A 13,662-nucleotide genomic window follows, 5' to 3' on the forward strand; every position below is an offset into this window, starting at 1 on the left:
GGCATTTTTCTCTTTTGGTCGAGAATAAGTAAAATTTGATTTAAATTTTAAGTGGAAAAAGCAACCACAAATTCGCTTCACGCGAAAGAAAGCAAGCGATCCAGTTCAGACAGCGGCTTCGCCCCCGCAAGAAGAGCTCGTGCCTCGGCATCGTCCCGCTTCATCTGATCGATAAGCGGATCAAGGCCATCGAACTTTATCTCGCCCCGCAGGAACCCGAAGAACGATACACAAGCGGTCTCGCCATATAGATCGTCTGAAAAATCGAAGAGAAACGTTTCAAGTAGCGGAGAACCATCGCTGTCGACAGTGGGACGCCGACCGAAACTTGCAACACCGTCGTGAAGGTCGCCGTTCGCACGCCGGAACCTGACGGCATAAATTCCATGCTTCAAGCCCGCCTGGGCATCGATTTGCATATTGGCAGTAGGAAACCCTAGCGTTCGCCCGAGCTTCTTGCCGTGGATGACTTCACCGCAGACCATATAGCGATAACCGAGAAGTCCCGCCGCCTGAGCGACATCGCCTTCGCAAAGCAGATTTCTTATGCGGGTCGACGAGACAAGATTATCGCCTTCATCCGTAAAGGCATCGACAAGCGTAACCGTAAACCCGGCAGTTTCTCCCGCCTTCTGAAGGAATTCCGGTGTTCCACGCCGTCCCTTACCGAAGTGAAAATCATACCCCGTGACCACACAGCTTGCGTGCAATCGTTCGACGAGAATGTGCTCGACGAAATCTTCCGCCGACCGGGAGGAAAACTCAACGGTGAAGGGCTGCTCAACGACAGCATCAAACCCCATGAGACGTAGGATTTCGGCCTTTCTGGGTGCTGCTGTCAAACGATCGATCGGCGCATCCGGCTTGAAAAAGCTGCGTGGGTGCGGCTCGAAAGTCAAAACAACGGCCGGCAAGCCACGTTTTTCGGCAATCTCCAGCGCGCGTTCGAGAACGGCCTGATGACCGCGGTGAACTCCGTCGAAATTGCCGATTGCCACCACACAATTGTGCAGGTGTCCCGGCAGGGAATCCGTTCCAGAAAGGCGCTGAAAGCTGGATTTGGTCATTTTGATCTGGTCTTTGACTGGTCGTAGGAGGTTGCTCTCATTCAAACAAGAGCATTCAGCGCAGCAACCGGGCGGTTGCCATGCTTCTGGAGAAACGCCTCCATTCGGGCAATGTCAACGGTGCCGTCGGTCGTATAGTCTGCTGCATGAACTCCACCGGAGATGTAAAGCACATCCAACCCGAAATCCGCAGCCCCCTTAACATCGGTGAGAACCCCGTCACCAATCCCAAGAATTTGGCTTTTCTCGACTTTCGTGCCGCGAATTTCTTCGGCAAACCGCAAAGCGGCCTCATAAATGGGGCGATGTGGTTTTCCGGCTATGAGGGTTCGCCCGCCAAGCTGACCATATTCGCGCGCGAGAGCGCCAGCGCACCAGATCAGCCGCGAACCACGTTCAACCATGATATCCGGATTGGCACAGATGAACGGAAGATTGCGCGAGCGCAACCGGACGAGCAATTCCTTGTAGTCGTCCGGCGTTTCGCTTTCGTCATCGTAAAGCCCGGTACAGACGACGCCCGAAGCTTCAAATTCTTCGACCAGTTCGACATCGAGACCGTCATAGATGGTCAGTTCGCGCTCGCAGCCGATGTGAAACACCTTGCGCGGACCTTCTGCAATCAGATCGCGGGTTACATCACCGGACGTGACTACGCGATCATATGTATCCGAGGGCACACCAAGGCCAAGCATCTGCTTTTCAACATCGGGATGCGGCCTTGGAGAATTGGTTACAAGAATGACCGTAACACCCTTGGCGCGTGCGCGTTTCAGTGCCTCGATTGCAGGCGGATAAGCGGCCACGCCGTTGTGTACCACACCCCATACATCGCAGAAGAGCACATCGTACTGGTCGGTCAGATCGTCGAGGCGTTCAAGCTGCTTCATGGTTTCCTCTTGATAATTCGTCTGTAAGGCGAGAACCGCTAGGGCCGTTTGATGGATTGCCAGCGCTCCATCTAGCGTAGCCAACCACATCTGTCACGGCCTTTAGGCCCGAATCCGACAGCTAAAGCGCGTCCAATTATCCCAGGGGATTCTTCATCGTTCATTTACCCTGCTTCGTGACCGACTGTTAGAAAGATGCTGGTAGGAGCAAGCACAACTTTCCATTTCATCAATTGCGAACACAACCGTCGGCGGGGGCCAAAATGAAGAACTGGATCACGAAAGCCGGCAGGCTTCAGGCGCGCGTTTTTCGCTGTTTGCCTCAATTGACCATCCTGCGCTTCGGGAAAGACGAGCGCGGGAATTTCGCCATGATCGCGGCTTTGGTGCTCGTCCCCCTGCTTCTGGCCGGCATGGTTGCGGTTGACACCGCAAACCTCATGCGCGTGCGCAACAACGTGCAGGCTTCGCTGGATGCCGCCGCTTTGGCTGTAGGCAAGAGGTTCTCCACGGGCGAAAGCCATACGGTCGTACAGGACTACGGTGCCCGAATTTTTTACGCCAACGTCACCGCGCTGAGCGCAGACGCAATCAATTTCCAGATTGCCTTTCCCCAGGACAAGACGACGGACCAGCAAGTACAGGCCACTGCCGCATTCACCTACAAATCCCTATTTGGCGTCGTCGCCTCCCGCCTTACAGGCGACAATTGGGATAAACACCAATATACGCTCACAGCGTCTGTCCGGCTCAAGAACACCATCGAAGTCGCTCTCGTCCTCGACAACTCCAAATCAATGGATGAAACAAGAAGCGGATCGTCAAAAAAACGCATCGATCTTCTAAAGGATGCCGCCTCGCAACTTGTGGAGACGATGGCCTCACAATCCGCGCTCATAACCTATGTCGAAAAACCAGTGCAATTTTCACTGGTTCCTTTCGCCGGTTCTGTGAATGTCGGCCCACAATATCTCAATGCGGCCTGGATGGACCCGGAAGGCAAATCTTCCGTCAATCTTGAAAATTTCACCCTGCCCGTCACGATCGACGCTAGCCGCAAGATAGAAGAAAAGCCCGCGGGCAGCGGACGATATTACAAAGTGGGAACCGGCTGGGGAGACCGTAACAACAAACCTTTTTCACGGGCGGAGCTTTATGCTGACCTCACACGGAGATCAAGCGAGCCGTGGCTCGCCTGGCAGGGGTGCGTCGAATCTCGTCCCGGACCTTTTGCGCTGGATGTAACGCCACCTTCTGACAATAATCCAGATACGTTGTTTGTGCCAATGTTCGGTCCGGCTGAATATTACAACGTGGATAGCAGGGGAAATGTAATTTCCACAGTTTTGAACAGCTGGTGGCAAGATGATATGTCTCTTGCCTACTCACCCCGACAAAGCGACTTGAAAAAATACTATCTGCGCGATTCCCTCGACAAGATCTATCGGAAGGGAAGATCGGAAGGCGGTGGCCCTAACTATAGCTGCACAACATTACCCCTCACGCCTTTGACTGACGTTACAACCGAACAAGGGATGAAAACGGTCCAGACGGCAATCAAGGCAATGGTGCCGAACGGCGGTACGAATGTCCCCGAAGCCATGGCCTGGGGCTGGCGAACCATCGTCCAGGGCGCCCCGTTCACAGAAGCCCGGGCCTCAACGGAACGAGGCAATGACAAGGTGGTGATCGTACTCACCGATGGTGCCAATACTTATTACAAATATGACGGCCTGGCTGGCTCAGGGCCCGACCGTGCCGGAAACCTGTCCTATTACTCGACACATGGCTATACCGCCCGCATAACCAAAAAATATAGCCAGAGCCGCCTCTTTCAGGAAAGCGGCGTTTCAGTTTCCCAAAACAACACGACATACACCAAGGCTTTGAATGCCCGCTTTGCCAAACTCTGCGACAACGCCAAAGCCGCCAATATCATTGTCATGACGGTCGCGCTCGATCTCAACGAAGCAAACAGCACGGAGAAAGCACAAATAGACTTGTTGAGATCGTGCTCTTCAAACTCACGCGTGCGCATGGAAGGCGGCAAACCGGCTAAACTCTTCTGGAATTCGACCGGCGGCGAACTGAGCGAGACCTTTCGGCAGATTGGCGATGAACTGTCAAACTTGCGTCTCGTCGATTGATAACAGCAAAAGCATCACCATATGCGGGTATCGGCTACGACTGCCCATGGCGGTTCTGCGTTAAGGATGGTGCAAATTAACCATCATTCGCCTGTCAAATTCCTCAGGCAATCTTGACAAGATCAGACGCGCCTTCTATCTCAGAACCACGTTAGCACTCTCACACGGTGAGTGCTAACAAGCGCGGATCGGTTCGATCCGTTATCAGGGTTCAACGTCTATAACACCAAGGGTTATACCATGGCTGATATCAAGTTCCGCCCGCTTCATGACCGCGTCGTCGTTCGTCGCGTTGAATCGGAAGCCAAGACCGCTGGCGGCATCATCATCCCTGACACCGCCAAGGAAAAGCCGCAGGAAGGCGAAATCGTCGCTGTTGGCGCTGGCGCTCGTGACGAAGCAGGCAAGCTGATTGCTCTGGAAGTCAAGGCTGGCGACAAGGTTCTGTTCGGCAAGTGGTCGGGCACCGAAGTCAAGATCGGCGGCGAAGACCTGCTGATCATGAAGGAATCCGATATTTTGGGTATCGTTGGCTAATCAAGCCTCGGGCGGTTTCGCCCTTACCTGAAACCAATTCACCATAATCTGACCGGGACAATTCCCAGGAGAGTAAAATGGCTGCTAAAGACGTAAAATTCGGCCGCACTGCGCGCGAAAAGATGCTGCGCGGCGTCGATATCCTCGCTGACGCTGTTAAGGTAACGCTCGGCCCGAAGGGTCGTAACGTTGTTATCGACAAGTCCTTCGGCGCTCCGCGCATCACCAAGGACGGTGTATCGGTCGCCAAGGAAATCGAACTGGAAGACAAGTTCGAAAACATGGGCGCACAGATGCTGCGCGAAGTGGCTTCCAAGACCAACGACACCGCTGGCGACGGCACGACGACCGCTACCGTTCTGGGCCAGGCTATCGTTCAGGAAGGCGCAAAGGCTGTTGCTGCCGGCATGAACCCGATGGACCTGAAGCGCGGCATCGATCTCGCAGTTTCGGAAGTCGTTGCTGAACTTCTCGGCAAGGCCAAGAAGATCAACACCTCGGAAGAAGTTGCCCAGGTTGGCACGATCTCCGCTAACGGCGAAGCCGAAATCGGCAAGATGATCGCCGAAGCGATGCAGAAGGTCGGCAATGAAGGCGTGATCACGGTTGAAGAAGCCAAGACCGCTGAAACCGAACTCGAAGTCGTCGAAGGCATGCAGTTCGACCGCGGCTACCTGTCGCCTTACTTCGTCACCAACCCTGAAAAGATGGTTGCTGACCTCGAAGACGCATACATCCTTCTGCACGAAAAGAAGCTCTCGAACCTCCAGGCTCTTCTGCCGGTTCTGGAAGCTGTCGTTCAGACCTCGAAGCCGCTCGTCATCATCGCTGAAGACGTCGAAGGCGAAGCTCTTGCAACGCTCGTCGTCAACAAGCTGCGCGGCGGCCTGAAGATTGCTGCTGTCAAGGCTCCTGGCTTCGGCGACCGCCGCAAGGCAATGCTCGAAGACATCGCGATCCTCACGGGTGGTCAGGTTATCTCCGAAGACCTCGGCATCAAGCTCGAAACCGTCACGCTCGACATGCTCGGCCGCGCCAAGAAGGTCTCGATTTCGAAGGAAAACACCACGATCGTCGACGGTGCAGGCCAGAAGGCTGAAATCGACGCTCGCGTTGGCCAGATCAAGCAGCAGATCGAAGAAACCTCTTCGGACTACGACCGTGAAAAGCTTCAGGAACGTCTTGCCAAGCTCGCTGGTGGCGTTGCCGTCATCCGCGTCGGCGGTGCAACCGAAGTTGAAGTGAAGGAAAAGAAGGACCGCGTTGACGACGCGCTGAACGCAACCCGCGCTGCGGTTGAAGAAGGCATCGTTGCTGGCGGTGGTACCGCACTCCTCCGCGCTTCGGCCAAGATTTCTGCCAAGGGCATCAATGCCGACCAGGAAGCCGGCATCAACATCGTTCGTCGCGCTCTGCAGGCTCCGGCTCGCCAGATCACGACCAATGCCGGTGAAGAAGCTTCGGTCATCGTTGGCAAGATCCTTGAAAATGCCTCTGAAACCTATGGCTACAACACTGCCTCCGGTGAATTTGGCGACCTGATCAAGGCTGGCGTTGTCGATCCGGTCAAGGTTGTCCGCACCGCCCTGCAGAATGCAGCATCGGTTGCCGGTCTCCTGATCACGACCGAAGCCATGATCGCCGAACTGCCGAAGAAGGATGCAGCTCCGGCTGGCATGCCTGGCGGAATGGGCGGTATGGGCGGCATGGATTTCTAAGAAATCCACGTCCTCGTTTCGATGGAATGTGAGAAAGGCGGCCCTTGGCCGCCTTTCTTTTTACGTGACGTAACTATTTGTGATTTATGAAAAATTTACTTTGCTTGCGCTTTGCCGCCGCGAAGCGGTTATTTCAGAAACTTCTGATTGACACTCTACCACCAATCATGATCAATCCGAGATGACATAGAGACGGACTTCCTGTTTGCCCCCGCACTATGGAAGTCCTGTCTCAGGCAACAGGAAAGACAGGCTTCGGCCTGTCTTTCCACTTGCTCTCCTTCACAAGTCCAGCCTCTATTCTGCAGCGTCGCTCTGCGTCTTCACCGATGTGAGGGCGTCATATCGGGCGCGCGCCATCACCACTTTTGCTTCATTGGCTATTGCCCATTCACCCAGCGCACGCACAGGCCTCAACAGGTCACGCCCCATTTCCGTCAGTTCATACTCGACCTTGGGCGGAATTGTCGGAAAGATGGTACGATTGACGAAACCGTCCCGTTCCAGATTGCGCAGGGTGGTTGTCAGCATCTTCTGGGAAATGCCCTCGACGGTTCGGCGCAATTCATTGAAACGCATCGGGCGATTGCCGAGATAACTCACCACGAGCACAGTCCATTTATCGCCAACACGCGACAAAATCTCCGTTACGGTCCTGCATGCATTGGTTTCCTTGAAGTCACCGGGTTTCATAAAAGTGCCTCCTTGCGTGGGAATTTGGTCACTTATATAGCGTCGGTCTCCAATGGTTACCACTGCAATAAAGGTGTCATCAATGTCCAAGCTCAAAGTCGCCGTTATCATCGGCAGCACACGTGAACAACGTTTTGCGCCCGTTCCAGCCCAGTGGATTGCCAGGCTCGTTGCCGAGCGGCCGGAACTGGACGTGGAAGTTCTCGATGTCGCGGATTATCCGATGGGTTTCTATGGCGACACGTCCACCACGACCGCTCAGGCAGAAACAGCCGACAAATGGAAAACGAAACTGCGGGAGTTCGACGCCTACGTTCTTACGGCCGCTGAGTATAATCACGCGCCGACCGCCGTTCTGAAGAATGCCATCGACTACGGCGACTGGATACAGAAGCCCATGGGCTTCGTTGGCTACGGAGGCGTGGGCGGCGCTCGCGCTGTCGAGCAACTGCGGATGATCGCCGTCGAAATGTCCTCCATGTCCGTCAAAACGGGCGTCCACATCCTCTTCCCCGACTATCTTGCGGTCGTGAAAGGCGAGAACAAGCTGGATGATTTCCCTCATCTGGCGGAAGCGGCCAAGAATATGCTGGACCAGTTGATCTGGTGGGGCAAGGCACTAAAGGTCGCTCGCGGCTGATAAGGAACAAGGCAAGCCGGAACACGGAATTCCGGCTTGCCGCGGGCATCGTGTGCCCTATGATTATTTCCGATTACAACGGAGTGATAATCATATGCGCAAGGAACTTCCCATCGCCACGGCGCCGAAAGATGGCCGAAAGATAACAGTCGTCTGGACCGACGACGACGACCAGCGCAACGAGTCGATCGCACAGTATCGAACACTTGCCCAACTGCAGGCCGGGGGCGGTCAATGGGATGAGGCGGATACCGGGTGGTGGACGTTCACCGACAGCAAAACCCAGCGTAAGATTGAACCGACCGCCTGGATATCCGAAATGGATGACGACGAAGACAGCGATACTTGACAGTGCCGACGGTCAATAAAAATTGACTTTTTTCGTCATATTTTATCAAATGATTGCGCTTTAAAGTTTCACGAAGAAACATGAGCCGCCACCAAATGGCGGTGTTATATTCGTTGTGCACGGCTCGGTTCCGAGTCCACGTCAGCCGGAGACCAGAAATGACCGCTACTCGTACCGAAACAGATACTTTCGGACCGATTGATGTTCCTGCCGACCGCTACTGGGGAGCTCAGACCCAGCGTTCGCTGCAAAATTTCAAAATCGGTGGAGAGCGCATGCCGCTGCCATTGGTTCATGCGCTGGGTGTCGTCAAGCGGGCGGCAGCGGAAACCAATATTGCACTGGGAAAGCTCGATCCGGTTCTTGGTCAGGTGATCGCGGTGGCCGCCTCGGAGGTGATCGAAGGTAAACTTGACGATCATTTCCCATTGGTCGTCTGGCAGACCGGTTCGGGCACTCAATCAAACATGAATGCCAATGAGGTCATTTCAAACCGGGCTATCGAGCTCCTCGGTGGTGAAATGGGGTCGAAAAAGCCGGTCCATCCCAACGACCACGTTAATATGAGCCAATCGTCCAATGACAGCTTCCCGACAGCGATCCATATCGCCACAGCAGTTGAAGCGGTCCATCGGCTCTATCCGGCGCTGGAACATCTGACCAACGCGCTCAAGATCAAGGAAGAAGCGTTCAAGGATATTATCAAGATCGGCCGAACGCATACGCAAGATGCAACCCCGGTCACACTCGGACAGGAATTTTCCGGTTATCGTGCTGCATTGGAATATGCGCGCCACCGTATAGAACAATCGCTTGCAGACGTCTTTCTGCTCGCCCAGGGCGGGACAGCAGTCGGGACGGGGCTGAATGCACCAATCGGCTTCGACACAGGCTTTGCTGAAGCCGTGAGTGAAATAACTGGCCTTCCCTTCAAGACGGCGCCGAACAAATTCGAAGCCCTTGCCAGCCACGGTGCGATTCTTGACTTCCACGGCAGCTTGAACGCCTTGGCGGCGGATCTCTTCAAGATCGCGAATGATATTCGTTTCCTTGGCTCCGGGCCGCGCTCTGGCCTCGGTGAACTGTCACTGCCGGAGAATGAACCGGGATCCTCCATCATGCCGGGCAAGGTTAACCCGACCCAGGCCGAAGCTTTGACGATGGTGGCAACACAGGTGTTCGGCAACCAGGCGACAATTACGGTTGCTGCCAGCCAGGGGCACTTTGAACTCAATGTGTTCAAGCCGGTGATCGCATATAATGTCCTGCAGTCGATCCGCATCCTAAGCGACGTGATGGTGTCGTTCGCCGATCATTGTGTGGATGGAATCGAGCCAAACCTGAGCCGCATCAAGGAACTATTGGATCGTTCGCTGATGCTCGTCACTGCGCTTGCTCCAGCTATCGGTTATGACAATGCGGCCAAGATCGCCAAGACCGCACACAAGAATGGAACGACCTTGCGGGAAGAAGCGCTGGCGAGCGGTCTCGTGTCGGAAGAGGATTATGAGCGCCTGGTGCGCGCAGAGAGAATGATTGCGCCGGAGTGAATTGGTATTCATACTGTAAACAAACTGTCGAGGATTAGACGGCTTTCCTTGACAGTCCGCAGTCGTTAATTGATGGCCCAGTTCAACAGGAGATAGCCCCGCATGTCCTCTATCACCCCGCAGTCCAACGGCGTTGTTACGCTCGTCGCCCGCATCTTTCTCTCGATTCTTTTCATCATTGCCGGCTACGGCAAACTGACCGCCATTGCCGGCACCGCAGGTTACTTCGCTGGCCTCGGCCTTCCGCTTCCCACCGTTACGGCTGTTGTCGTCGGTCTGGTTGAATTTGTAGGCGGGCTCGCAATTCTCTTTGGCTTTCAGACTCGCATTGCTGCGGCCGTTGTCGGCCTCTTCACCATCGGTGCGACGCTCGTTGCCCATATGGACTTCTCGCAGGGCATGAACGCCATGATGGCGCAGAAGAACCTCGCAATTGCTGGCGGCCTGTTCATTCTTGCCCTGCACGGCGCTGGCGCCCTCTCGATCGACGCCAAGCGCGGCTGATCGACATTCTCATCGCAATAAAATGAAAAACCGCGCCATCAAAATGGTGCGGTTTTTCTTATTTCAAAATCGTGTTGCGAAGAACTAGAGCGCATCCCGAAAAGTGGGAACCGGCTTTCGGATAAGAGGCGCGATAAAACAAACAGAGAGAGCATTTCCAACGATTTATGAAAAACAGGAAATGCTATAACTGGTCAATCCTTTACGGATGCGCGTCGCAACGTCCGTGACGCGTGCGTTCTCCCGGCTTCGGCGTGCCGATACGAGGCACGCTTGCGAGCGCAGGATAATGCCGTCTTCAAGAACCTTCAGCCTATTGGCCCGCAACGTGGAGCCAGTCGACGTAATATCGACGATCATATCGGCTGAGCCCGCAGCCGGAGCGCCTTCAGTCGCACCAAAGCTTTCTACAATGCGGTAAACCTGAATGCCGTGTTTCTGCGAAAAGAACTGCTGCGTCAGCCGCCAGTATTTGGTGGCGATACGAAGGCGGCGACCGTGGCGCTGGCGGAAATCTGCCGCCACATCGTCCAGATCGGCCATGCTGGTCACATCACGCCAGACTTCCGGTACGGCCACGACAACATCAGCGTGACCGAAACCCAGTTCGGCTTCGATAGCCACGCGCTCTTCCGAGTGCGCCAGCGTCTCACGAACGAGGTCCTCGCCAGTCACGCCAAGATCCACGCTGCCATATCCCAGCTCACGGGCAATTTCAGAAGCGGAAAGGAACAGAATATCCAGATCAGGCTCGCCCTCGACACGGGCGCGATAATTGCGCGAGTCATCCGGCAGGATCACCTTGTAGCCAGCTCTTTCAAGCACAGCGAGCGTCTGCTCCTTCAACCGCCCCTTGGACGGCAATGCCAGCGTCACACTCATTTTTTCTCTCCCGCCAGCATCTGCAACCGGTCGAGCCAAATGGAAAAGCCGACGCCGGGAATGTTTTCAGAGGCGCCAAGCATGGTCAGAAGCCGGTCGTAGCGGCCACCACCGGCAAGAATGCCATCTTTCTCGACGCCCGCAGCCCGGATTTCGTAAACGAGACCGGTATAGTAATCGAGTGGGCGCCCGAAGGACGCATCATAGACAATGTCTCTGGTGGCAATGCCTGCATTCGCAATGGCGTCACTGCGTGCTTCGAATTTCTGCAGCACCGCAGCCAGATCCAGAGCGTGTTCCGAAGCGAATGCTCGCAGGGTAATGGCTGCGGAATCGAGCGAGACGCGCATTTCAAGAAACTGCTTCAGAAGATCGAGCGCCGATGCCGGGAGGCGCGTAGCCGCCAGGTCTTCCTTTTCGATCAACCGCCGCGCGATCTCAGCAGGGGAACGACCGGCACCGGGCGAAATTCCAGCTTCGAGCATTTCTGCTTCCAGCATGCGCGCAAGCCCGGATTCGTCGCCTTCCGCCACAAGAACCGCAAGCGTTTCCGGTAATGGATCGCGTCGCTGTGCGCCCGTCAGTTCAGCGAGCACCTGCCCCATCGAACCCGCATCGCCGAAGGAACGCAACAGTTTCTTGCGCCATCCTTGCGGCAGGCCCAGCGCTTTCAGCATGCCGGCAAAGACCGACTGGTCTCCCAGAACAATCTCAAGCGCAGCTTCGGGAGCGGCCGCGCGAACGCAGGCCAGCGCATCAGCGATGGAACGGGCATCGGACGTCGCTTCGTCGGAAGCCCCCAGATCCTCTATACCGGCTTGAAGAAATTCGGCTGCCCCGTCACGACGCTGACGGAACACTTCGCCGAGATAGGCGTAACGCTTGGGCGTGGCTGCGTTAAGCTCGATGTGATTGCGGCAAACAGGAATGGTAAATTCCGGTCGCAGGCACAGACTGTCGCCGTTTTCGTTTTCGGTCAGAAAAATACGGCGGCGCAAATCCTCGCCCGCCATATCCAGAAATGGATCAGCCGGCTGAATCAGCGGAATTTCGACAAGTTCGGCTTCACGCGCATCGAGGGCCGCGCGAAGAGAACTGAGAATACCGGGCGAGTTTGATCCAGCCATGGCTTTCGTCACTTCGACTGTTCGGCGCGATCCCGCGCCTGACTGGTAAGGATTTCGCGGACTGCCTCGACAAGCCCTTCTTCCTTGACCGTGATCTGCGCCGGGCGGCTCTCGCGCCAGGTCACATTGTCTTCGATCTCAGCAGACAGGCGCTTGCCCTCAACCAGATCCTTGATCTGCACCTCACCGGCCTCGCGTTCCTGCGAGCCCTGAATGATGACGCAGGGAGCCTCGCGGCGATCCGCATATTTCATCTGCGCCTTCATGCCGGAGCCGCCGACATACATTTCGGCGCGAATGCCCGCCTGACGCAGATCGGAAACCATCTTCTGATAGCGGCCAAGGCTTTGTGAGTCCTTGTCCATGACCAGAACAACCACGGGACCGACGACATCGGAAACGTCCAGCTTGCCCAGATTCTTCAAAGCCGTCATCAGACGCGAAACACCGATGGAGAAGCCCGTTGCCGGCACCGGCTCACCACGGAAGCGCGACACCAGACCGTCATAACGCCCCCCGCCGCCTACGGAACCGAACACGACCTTCTGGCCGTCTTCGTTGGTCACGTCGAACAGAAGCTCGGCTTCGAAAACCGGGCCCGTGTAGTATTCGAGCCCGCGCACGACAGACGGGTCGATCTTCACGCGGCCATCATAGCCGCCCGCCGAGAACAACGCCTGCATGTCGGCAAGTTCTGTCACGCCTTCTTCACCCTTGGCGTTACCCGCCACAACCATGTGGAGATTGGCAATCGTATCAGCCCCGGTCGCGCCGCCGGCAGCAGTGAATGACAAGATTTTTTCAATCGAGGCGTCAGGGAGTTCAGCACCCTTGGTGAAATCGCCGCTTTCATCGAGACGCCCCTTGCCGAGCAGAAGGCGAACACCTTCCGGGCCGAACTTGTCGAGCTTGTCGATAGCGCGCAGCACATTGAGACGCTTGGAGGCACTGCCCTCGCCTTGCAGCCCGATAGCGTCCAGCACGCCGTCGAGCACCTTGCGGTTGTTGACGCGGATCACATAATCTCCGCGGCGAATGCCCAGACGTTCCAGCGTGTCGGCCATCATCATGCACATTTCGGCATCAGCCGAGACATTCGGTGCGCCGACCGTATCGGCGTCGAACTGCATGAACTGGCGGAACCGACCCGGACCCGGCTTCTCGTTGCGGAACACCCAGCCATTGCGGTAGCTGCGATAAGGCTTTGGCAGCGACTCAAAATTTTCAGCGACGTAACGCGCAAGCGGCGCGGTCAAATCATAGCGCAGCGACAGCCATTGGTCGTCATCATCCAGAAACGAGAACACGCCTTCGTTCGGACGGTCCTGATCCGGCAGGAATTTTCCGAGCGCATCCGTATATTCCACAAGCGGCGTTTCCACCGGCTCAAAGCCATAGAGGTCGTAAACTTCGCGGATGGTCGCCATCATCTTTTCGGCGGCGCGCAAATCATCCGGCACCCGATCGACAAACCCGCGCGGCAACCGCGCCTTCATCTTGTCCGCTTTATCGGCCATTTTTCCCGCCTGATCGCTGATTTGTACATATATGCCGATTG

13 protein-coding genes are annotated in these 13,662 nt (G+C 55.8%); 7 read left to right on the top strand and 6 right to left on the bottom strand.

Going from position 1 to position 13,662, the window contains the following annotated elements; translation table 11 throughout:
• Positions 1-77: 77 nt before the first annotated feature.
• Both ABWW28_RS01635 and ABWW28_RS01640 read right to left on the bottom strand, forming a co-directional pair.
• Positions 78-1,067, bottom strand: coding sequence for a bifunctional riboflavin kinase/FAD synthetase (locus ABWW28_RS01635; RefSeq protein WP_006472509.1), 990 nt, complete (start codon positions 1,065-1,067; stop codon positions 78-80).
• A gap of 41 nt (positions 1,068-1,108) precedes the next feature.
• Positions 1,109-1,957, bottom strand: coding sequence for a TIGR01459 family HAD-type hydrolase (locus ABWW28_RS01640; RefSeq protein WP_006472508.1), 849 nt, complete (start codon positions 1,955-1,957; stop codon positions 1,109-1,111).
• A 263-nt stretch (positions 1,958-2,220) separates the two neighbouring features.
• On the opposite strand from ABWW28_RS01640, the gene ABWW28_RS01645 reads away from it, so the two are divergent.
• The 3 genes from ABWW28_RS01645 (at position 2,221) to groL (ending at position 6,359) form a co-directional block, all read left to right on the top strand.
• Positions 2,221-4,104, top strand: coding sequence for a VWA domain-containing protein (locus ABWW28_RS01645; RefSeq protein WP_006472507.1), 1,884 nt, complete (start codon positions 2,221-2,223; stop codon positions 4,102-4,104).
• A 240-nt stretch (positions 4,105-4,344) separates the two neighbouring features.
• Entirely contained in the window at positions 4,345-4,641 is a 297-nt protein-coding gene (gene groES, locus ABWW28_RS01650) for a co-chaperone GroES (protein ID WP_006472506.1), read from the top strand.
• Between the two features lie 77 nt (positions 4,642-4,718).
• Positions 4,719-6,359, top strand: a complete 1,641-nt coding sequence (gene groL, locus ABWW28_RS01655) for a chaperonin GroEL (RefSeq protein WP_006468493.1) — start codon at positions 4,719-4,721, stop codon at positions 6,357-6,359.
• Positions 6,360-6,656: 297 nt separating this feature from the next.
• Here groL and ABWW28_RS01660 read toward each other — a convergent pair whose 3' ends face one another.
• Positions 6,657-7,052, bottom strand: coding sequence for a winged helix-turn-helix transcriptional regulator (locus tag ABWW28_RS01660; RefSeq protein ID WP_006472505.1), 396 nt, complete (start codon positions 7,050-7,052; stop codon positions 6,657-6,659).
• 82 nt (positions 7,053-7,134) lie between these two features.
• Here ABWW28_RS01660 and ABWW28_RS01665 point away from each other — a divergent pair, with 82 nt between their 5' ends.
• The 4 genes from ABWW28_RS01665 (at position 7,135) to ABWW28_RS01680 (ending at position 10,095) form a co-directional block, all read left to right on the top strand.
• Positions 7,135-7,692, top strand: coding sequence for an NADPH-dependent FMN reductase (locus ABWW28_RS01665; RefSeq protein WP_353390091.1), 558 nt, complete (start codon positions 7,135-7,137; stop codon positions 7,690-7,692).
• Between the two features lie 94 nt (positions 7,693-7,786).
• Complete coding sequence (locus ABWW28_RS01670) at positions 7,787-8,041, top strand: hypothetical protein (RefSeq protein ID WP_006472503.1); 255 nt, start codon at positions 7,787-7,789, stop codon at positions 8,039-8,041.
• A 158-nt stretch (positions 8,042-8,199) separates the two neighbouring features.
• On the top strand, positions 8,200-9,591 hold the full coding sequence (gene fumC / locus ABWW28_RS01675) for a class II fumarate hydratase (RefSeq protein ID WP_006472502.1): 1,392 nt from the start codon (positions 8,200-8,202) through the stop codon (positions 9,589-9,591).
• 102 nt (positions 9,592-9,693) lie between these two features.
• Positions 9,694-10,095: a DoxX family protein gene (locus ABWW28_RS01680; RefSeq protein ID WP_063882501.1), complete on the top strand. Its 402-nt coding sequence runs from the start codon at positions 9,694-9,696 to the stop codon at positions 10,093-10,095.
• A gap of 165 nt (positions 10,096-10,260) precedes the next feature.
• Here ABWW28_RS01680 and hisG read toward each other — a convergent pair whose 3' ends face one another.
• From hisG to hisS, 3 genes are read right to left on the bottom strand one after another with little or no spacing between them, the layout of a single operon-like run.
• Positions 10,261-10,977 carry an ATP phosphoribosyltransferase gene (gene hisG, locus ABWW28_RS01685; protein WP_353390095.1) on the bottom strand — a complete coding sequence of 239 codons (717 nt, stop codon included), beginning with the start codon at positions 10,975-10,977 and terminating at the stop codon, positions 10,261-10,263.
• Positions 10,974-12,104, bottom strand: coding sequence for an ATP phosphoribosyltransferase regulatory subunit (locus ABWW28_RS01690; RefSeq protein ID WP_063882505.1), 1,131 nt, complete (start codon positions 12,102-12,104; stop codon positions 10,974-10,976). The genes hisG and ABWW28_RS01690 overlap by 4 nt, the downstream gene beginning before the upstream one ends.
• 8 nt (positions 12,105-12,112) lie before the next feature.
• Positions 12,113-13,621 (bottom strand): histidine--tRNA ligase, encoded by a 1,509-nt coding sequence (gene hisS / locus ABWW28_RS01695; RefSeq protein ID WP_063882507.1) that lies wholly within the window; start codon positions 13,619-13,621, stop codon positions 12,113-12,115.
• Between the last annotated feature and the right edge of the window lie 41 nt (positions 13,622-13,662).

It is taken from the genome of Brucella sp. NBRC 14130 (genome assembly GCF_040371715.1).
Taxonomy (GTDB): domain Bacteria; phylum Pseudomonadota; class Alphaproteobacteria; order Rhizobiales; family Rhizobiaceae; genus Brucella; species Brucella intermedia.

What these genes read in the sequence shown, in the direction of transcription:
- ABWW28_RS01635 (WP_006472509.1), bottom strand. Translation starts at nt 1,067, where the DNA reads ATGACCAAATCCAGCTTTCAGCGCCTTTCTGGAACGGATTCCCTGCCG.
- hisS (WP_063882507.1), bottom strand. Translation starts at nt 13,621, where the DNA reads ATGGCCGATAAAGCGGACAAGATGAAGGCGCGGTTGCCGCGCGGGTTT.
- hisG (WP_353390095.1), bottom strand. Translation starts at nt 10,977, where the DNA reads ATGAGTGTGACGCTGGCATTGCCGTCCAAGGGGCGGTTGAAGGAGCAG.
- ABWW28_RS01680 (WP_063882501.1), top strand. Translation starts at nt 9,694, where the DNA reads ATGTCCTCTATCACCCCGCAGTCCAACGGCGTTGTTACGCTCGTCGCC.
- ABWW28_RS01690 (WP_063882505.1), bottom strand. Translation starts at nt 12,104, where the DNA reads ATGGCTGGATCAAACTCGCCCGGTATTCTCAGTTCTCTTCGCGCGGCC.
- ABWW28_RS01640 (WP_006472508.1), bottom strand. Translation starts at nt 1,957, where the DNA reads ATGAAGCAGCTTGAACGCCTCGACGATCTGACCGACCAGTACGATGTG.
- fumC (WP_006472502.1), top strand. Translation starts at nt 8,200, where the DNA reads ATGACCGCTACTCGTACCGAAACAGATACTTTCGGACCGATTGATGTT.
- ABWW28_RS01660 (WP_006472505.1), bottom strand. Translation starts at nt 7,052, where the DNA reads ATGAAACCCGGTGACTTCAAGGAAACCAATGCATGCAGGACCGTAACG.
- ABWW28_RS01670 (WP_006472503.1), top strand. Translation starts at nt 7,787, where the DNA reads ATGCGCAAGGAACTTCCCATCGCCACGGCGCCGAAAGATGGCCGAAAG.
- groES (WP_006472506.1), top strand. Translation starts at nt 4,345, where the DNA reads ATGGCTGATATCAAGTTCCGCCCGCTTCATGACCGCGTCGTCGTTCGT.
- ABWW28_RS01665 (WP_353390091.1), top strand. Translation starts at nt 7,135, where the DNA reads ATGTCCAAGCTCAAAGTCGCCGTTATCATCGGCAGCACACGTGAACAA.
- groL (WP_006468493.1), top strand. Translation starts at nt 4,719, where the DNA reads ATGGCTGCTAAAGACGTAAAATTCGGCCGCACTGCGCGCGAAAAGATG.
- ABWW28_RS01645 (WP_006472507.1), top strand. Translation starts at nt 2,221, where the DNA reads ATGAAGAACTGGATCACGAAAGCCGGCAGGCTTCAGGCGCGCGTTTTT.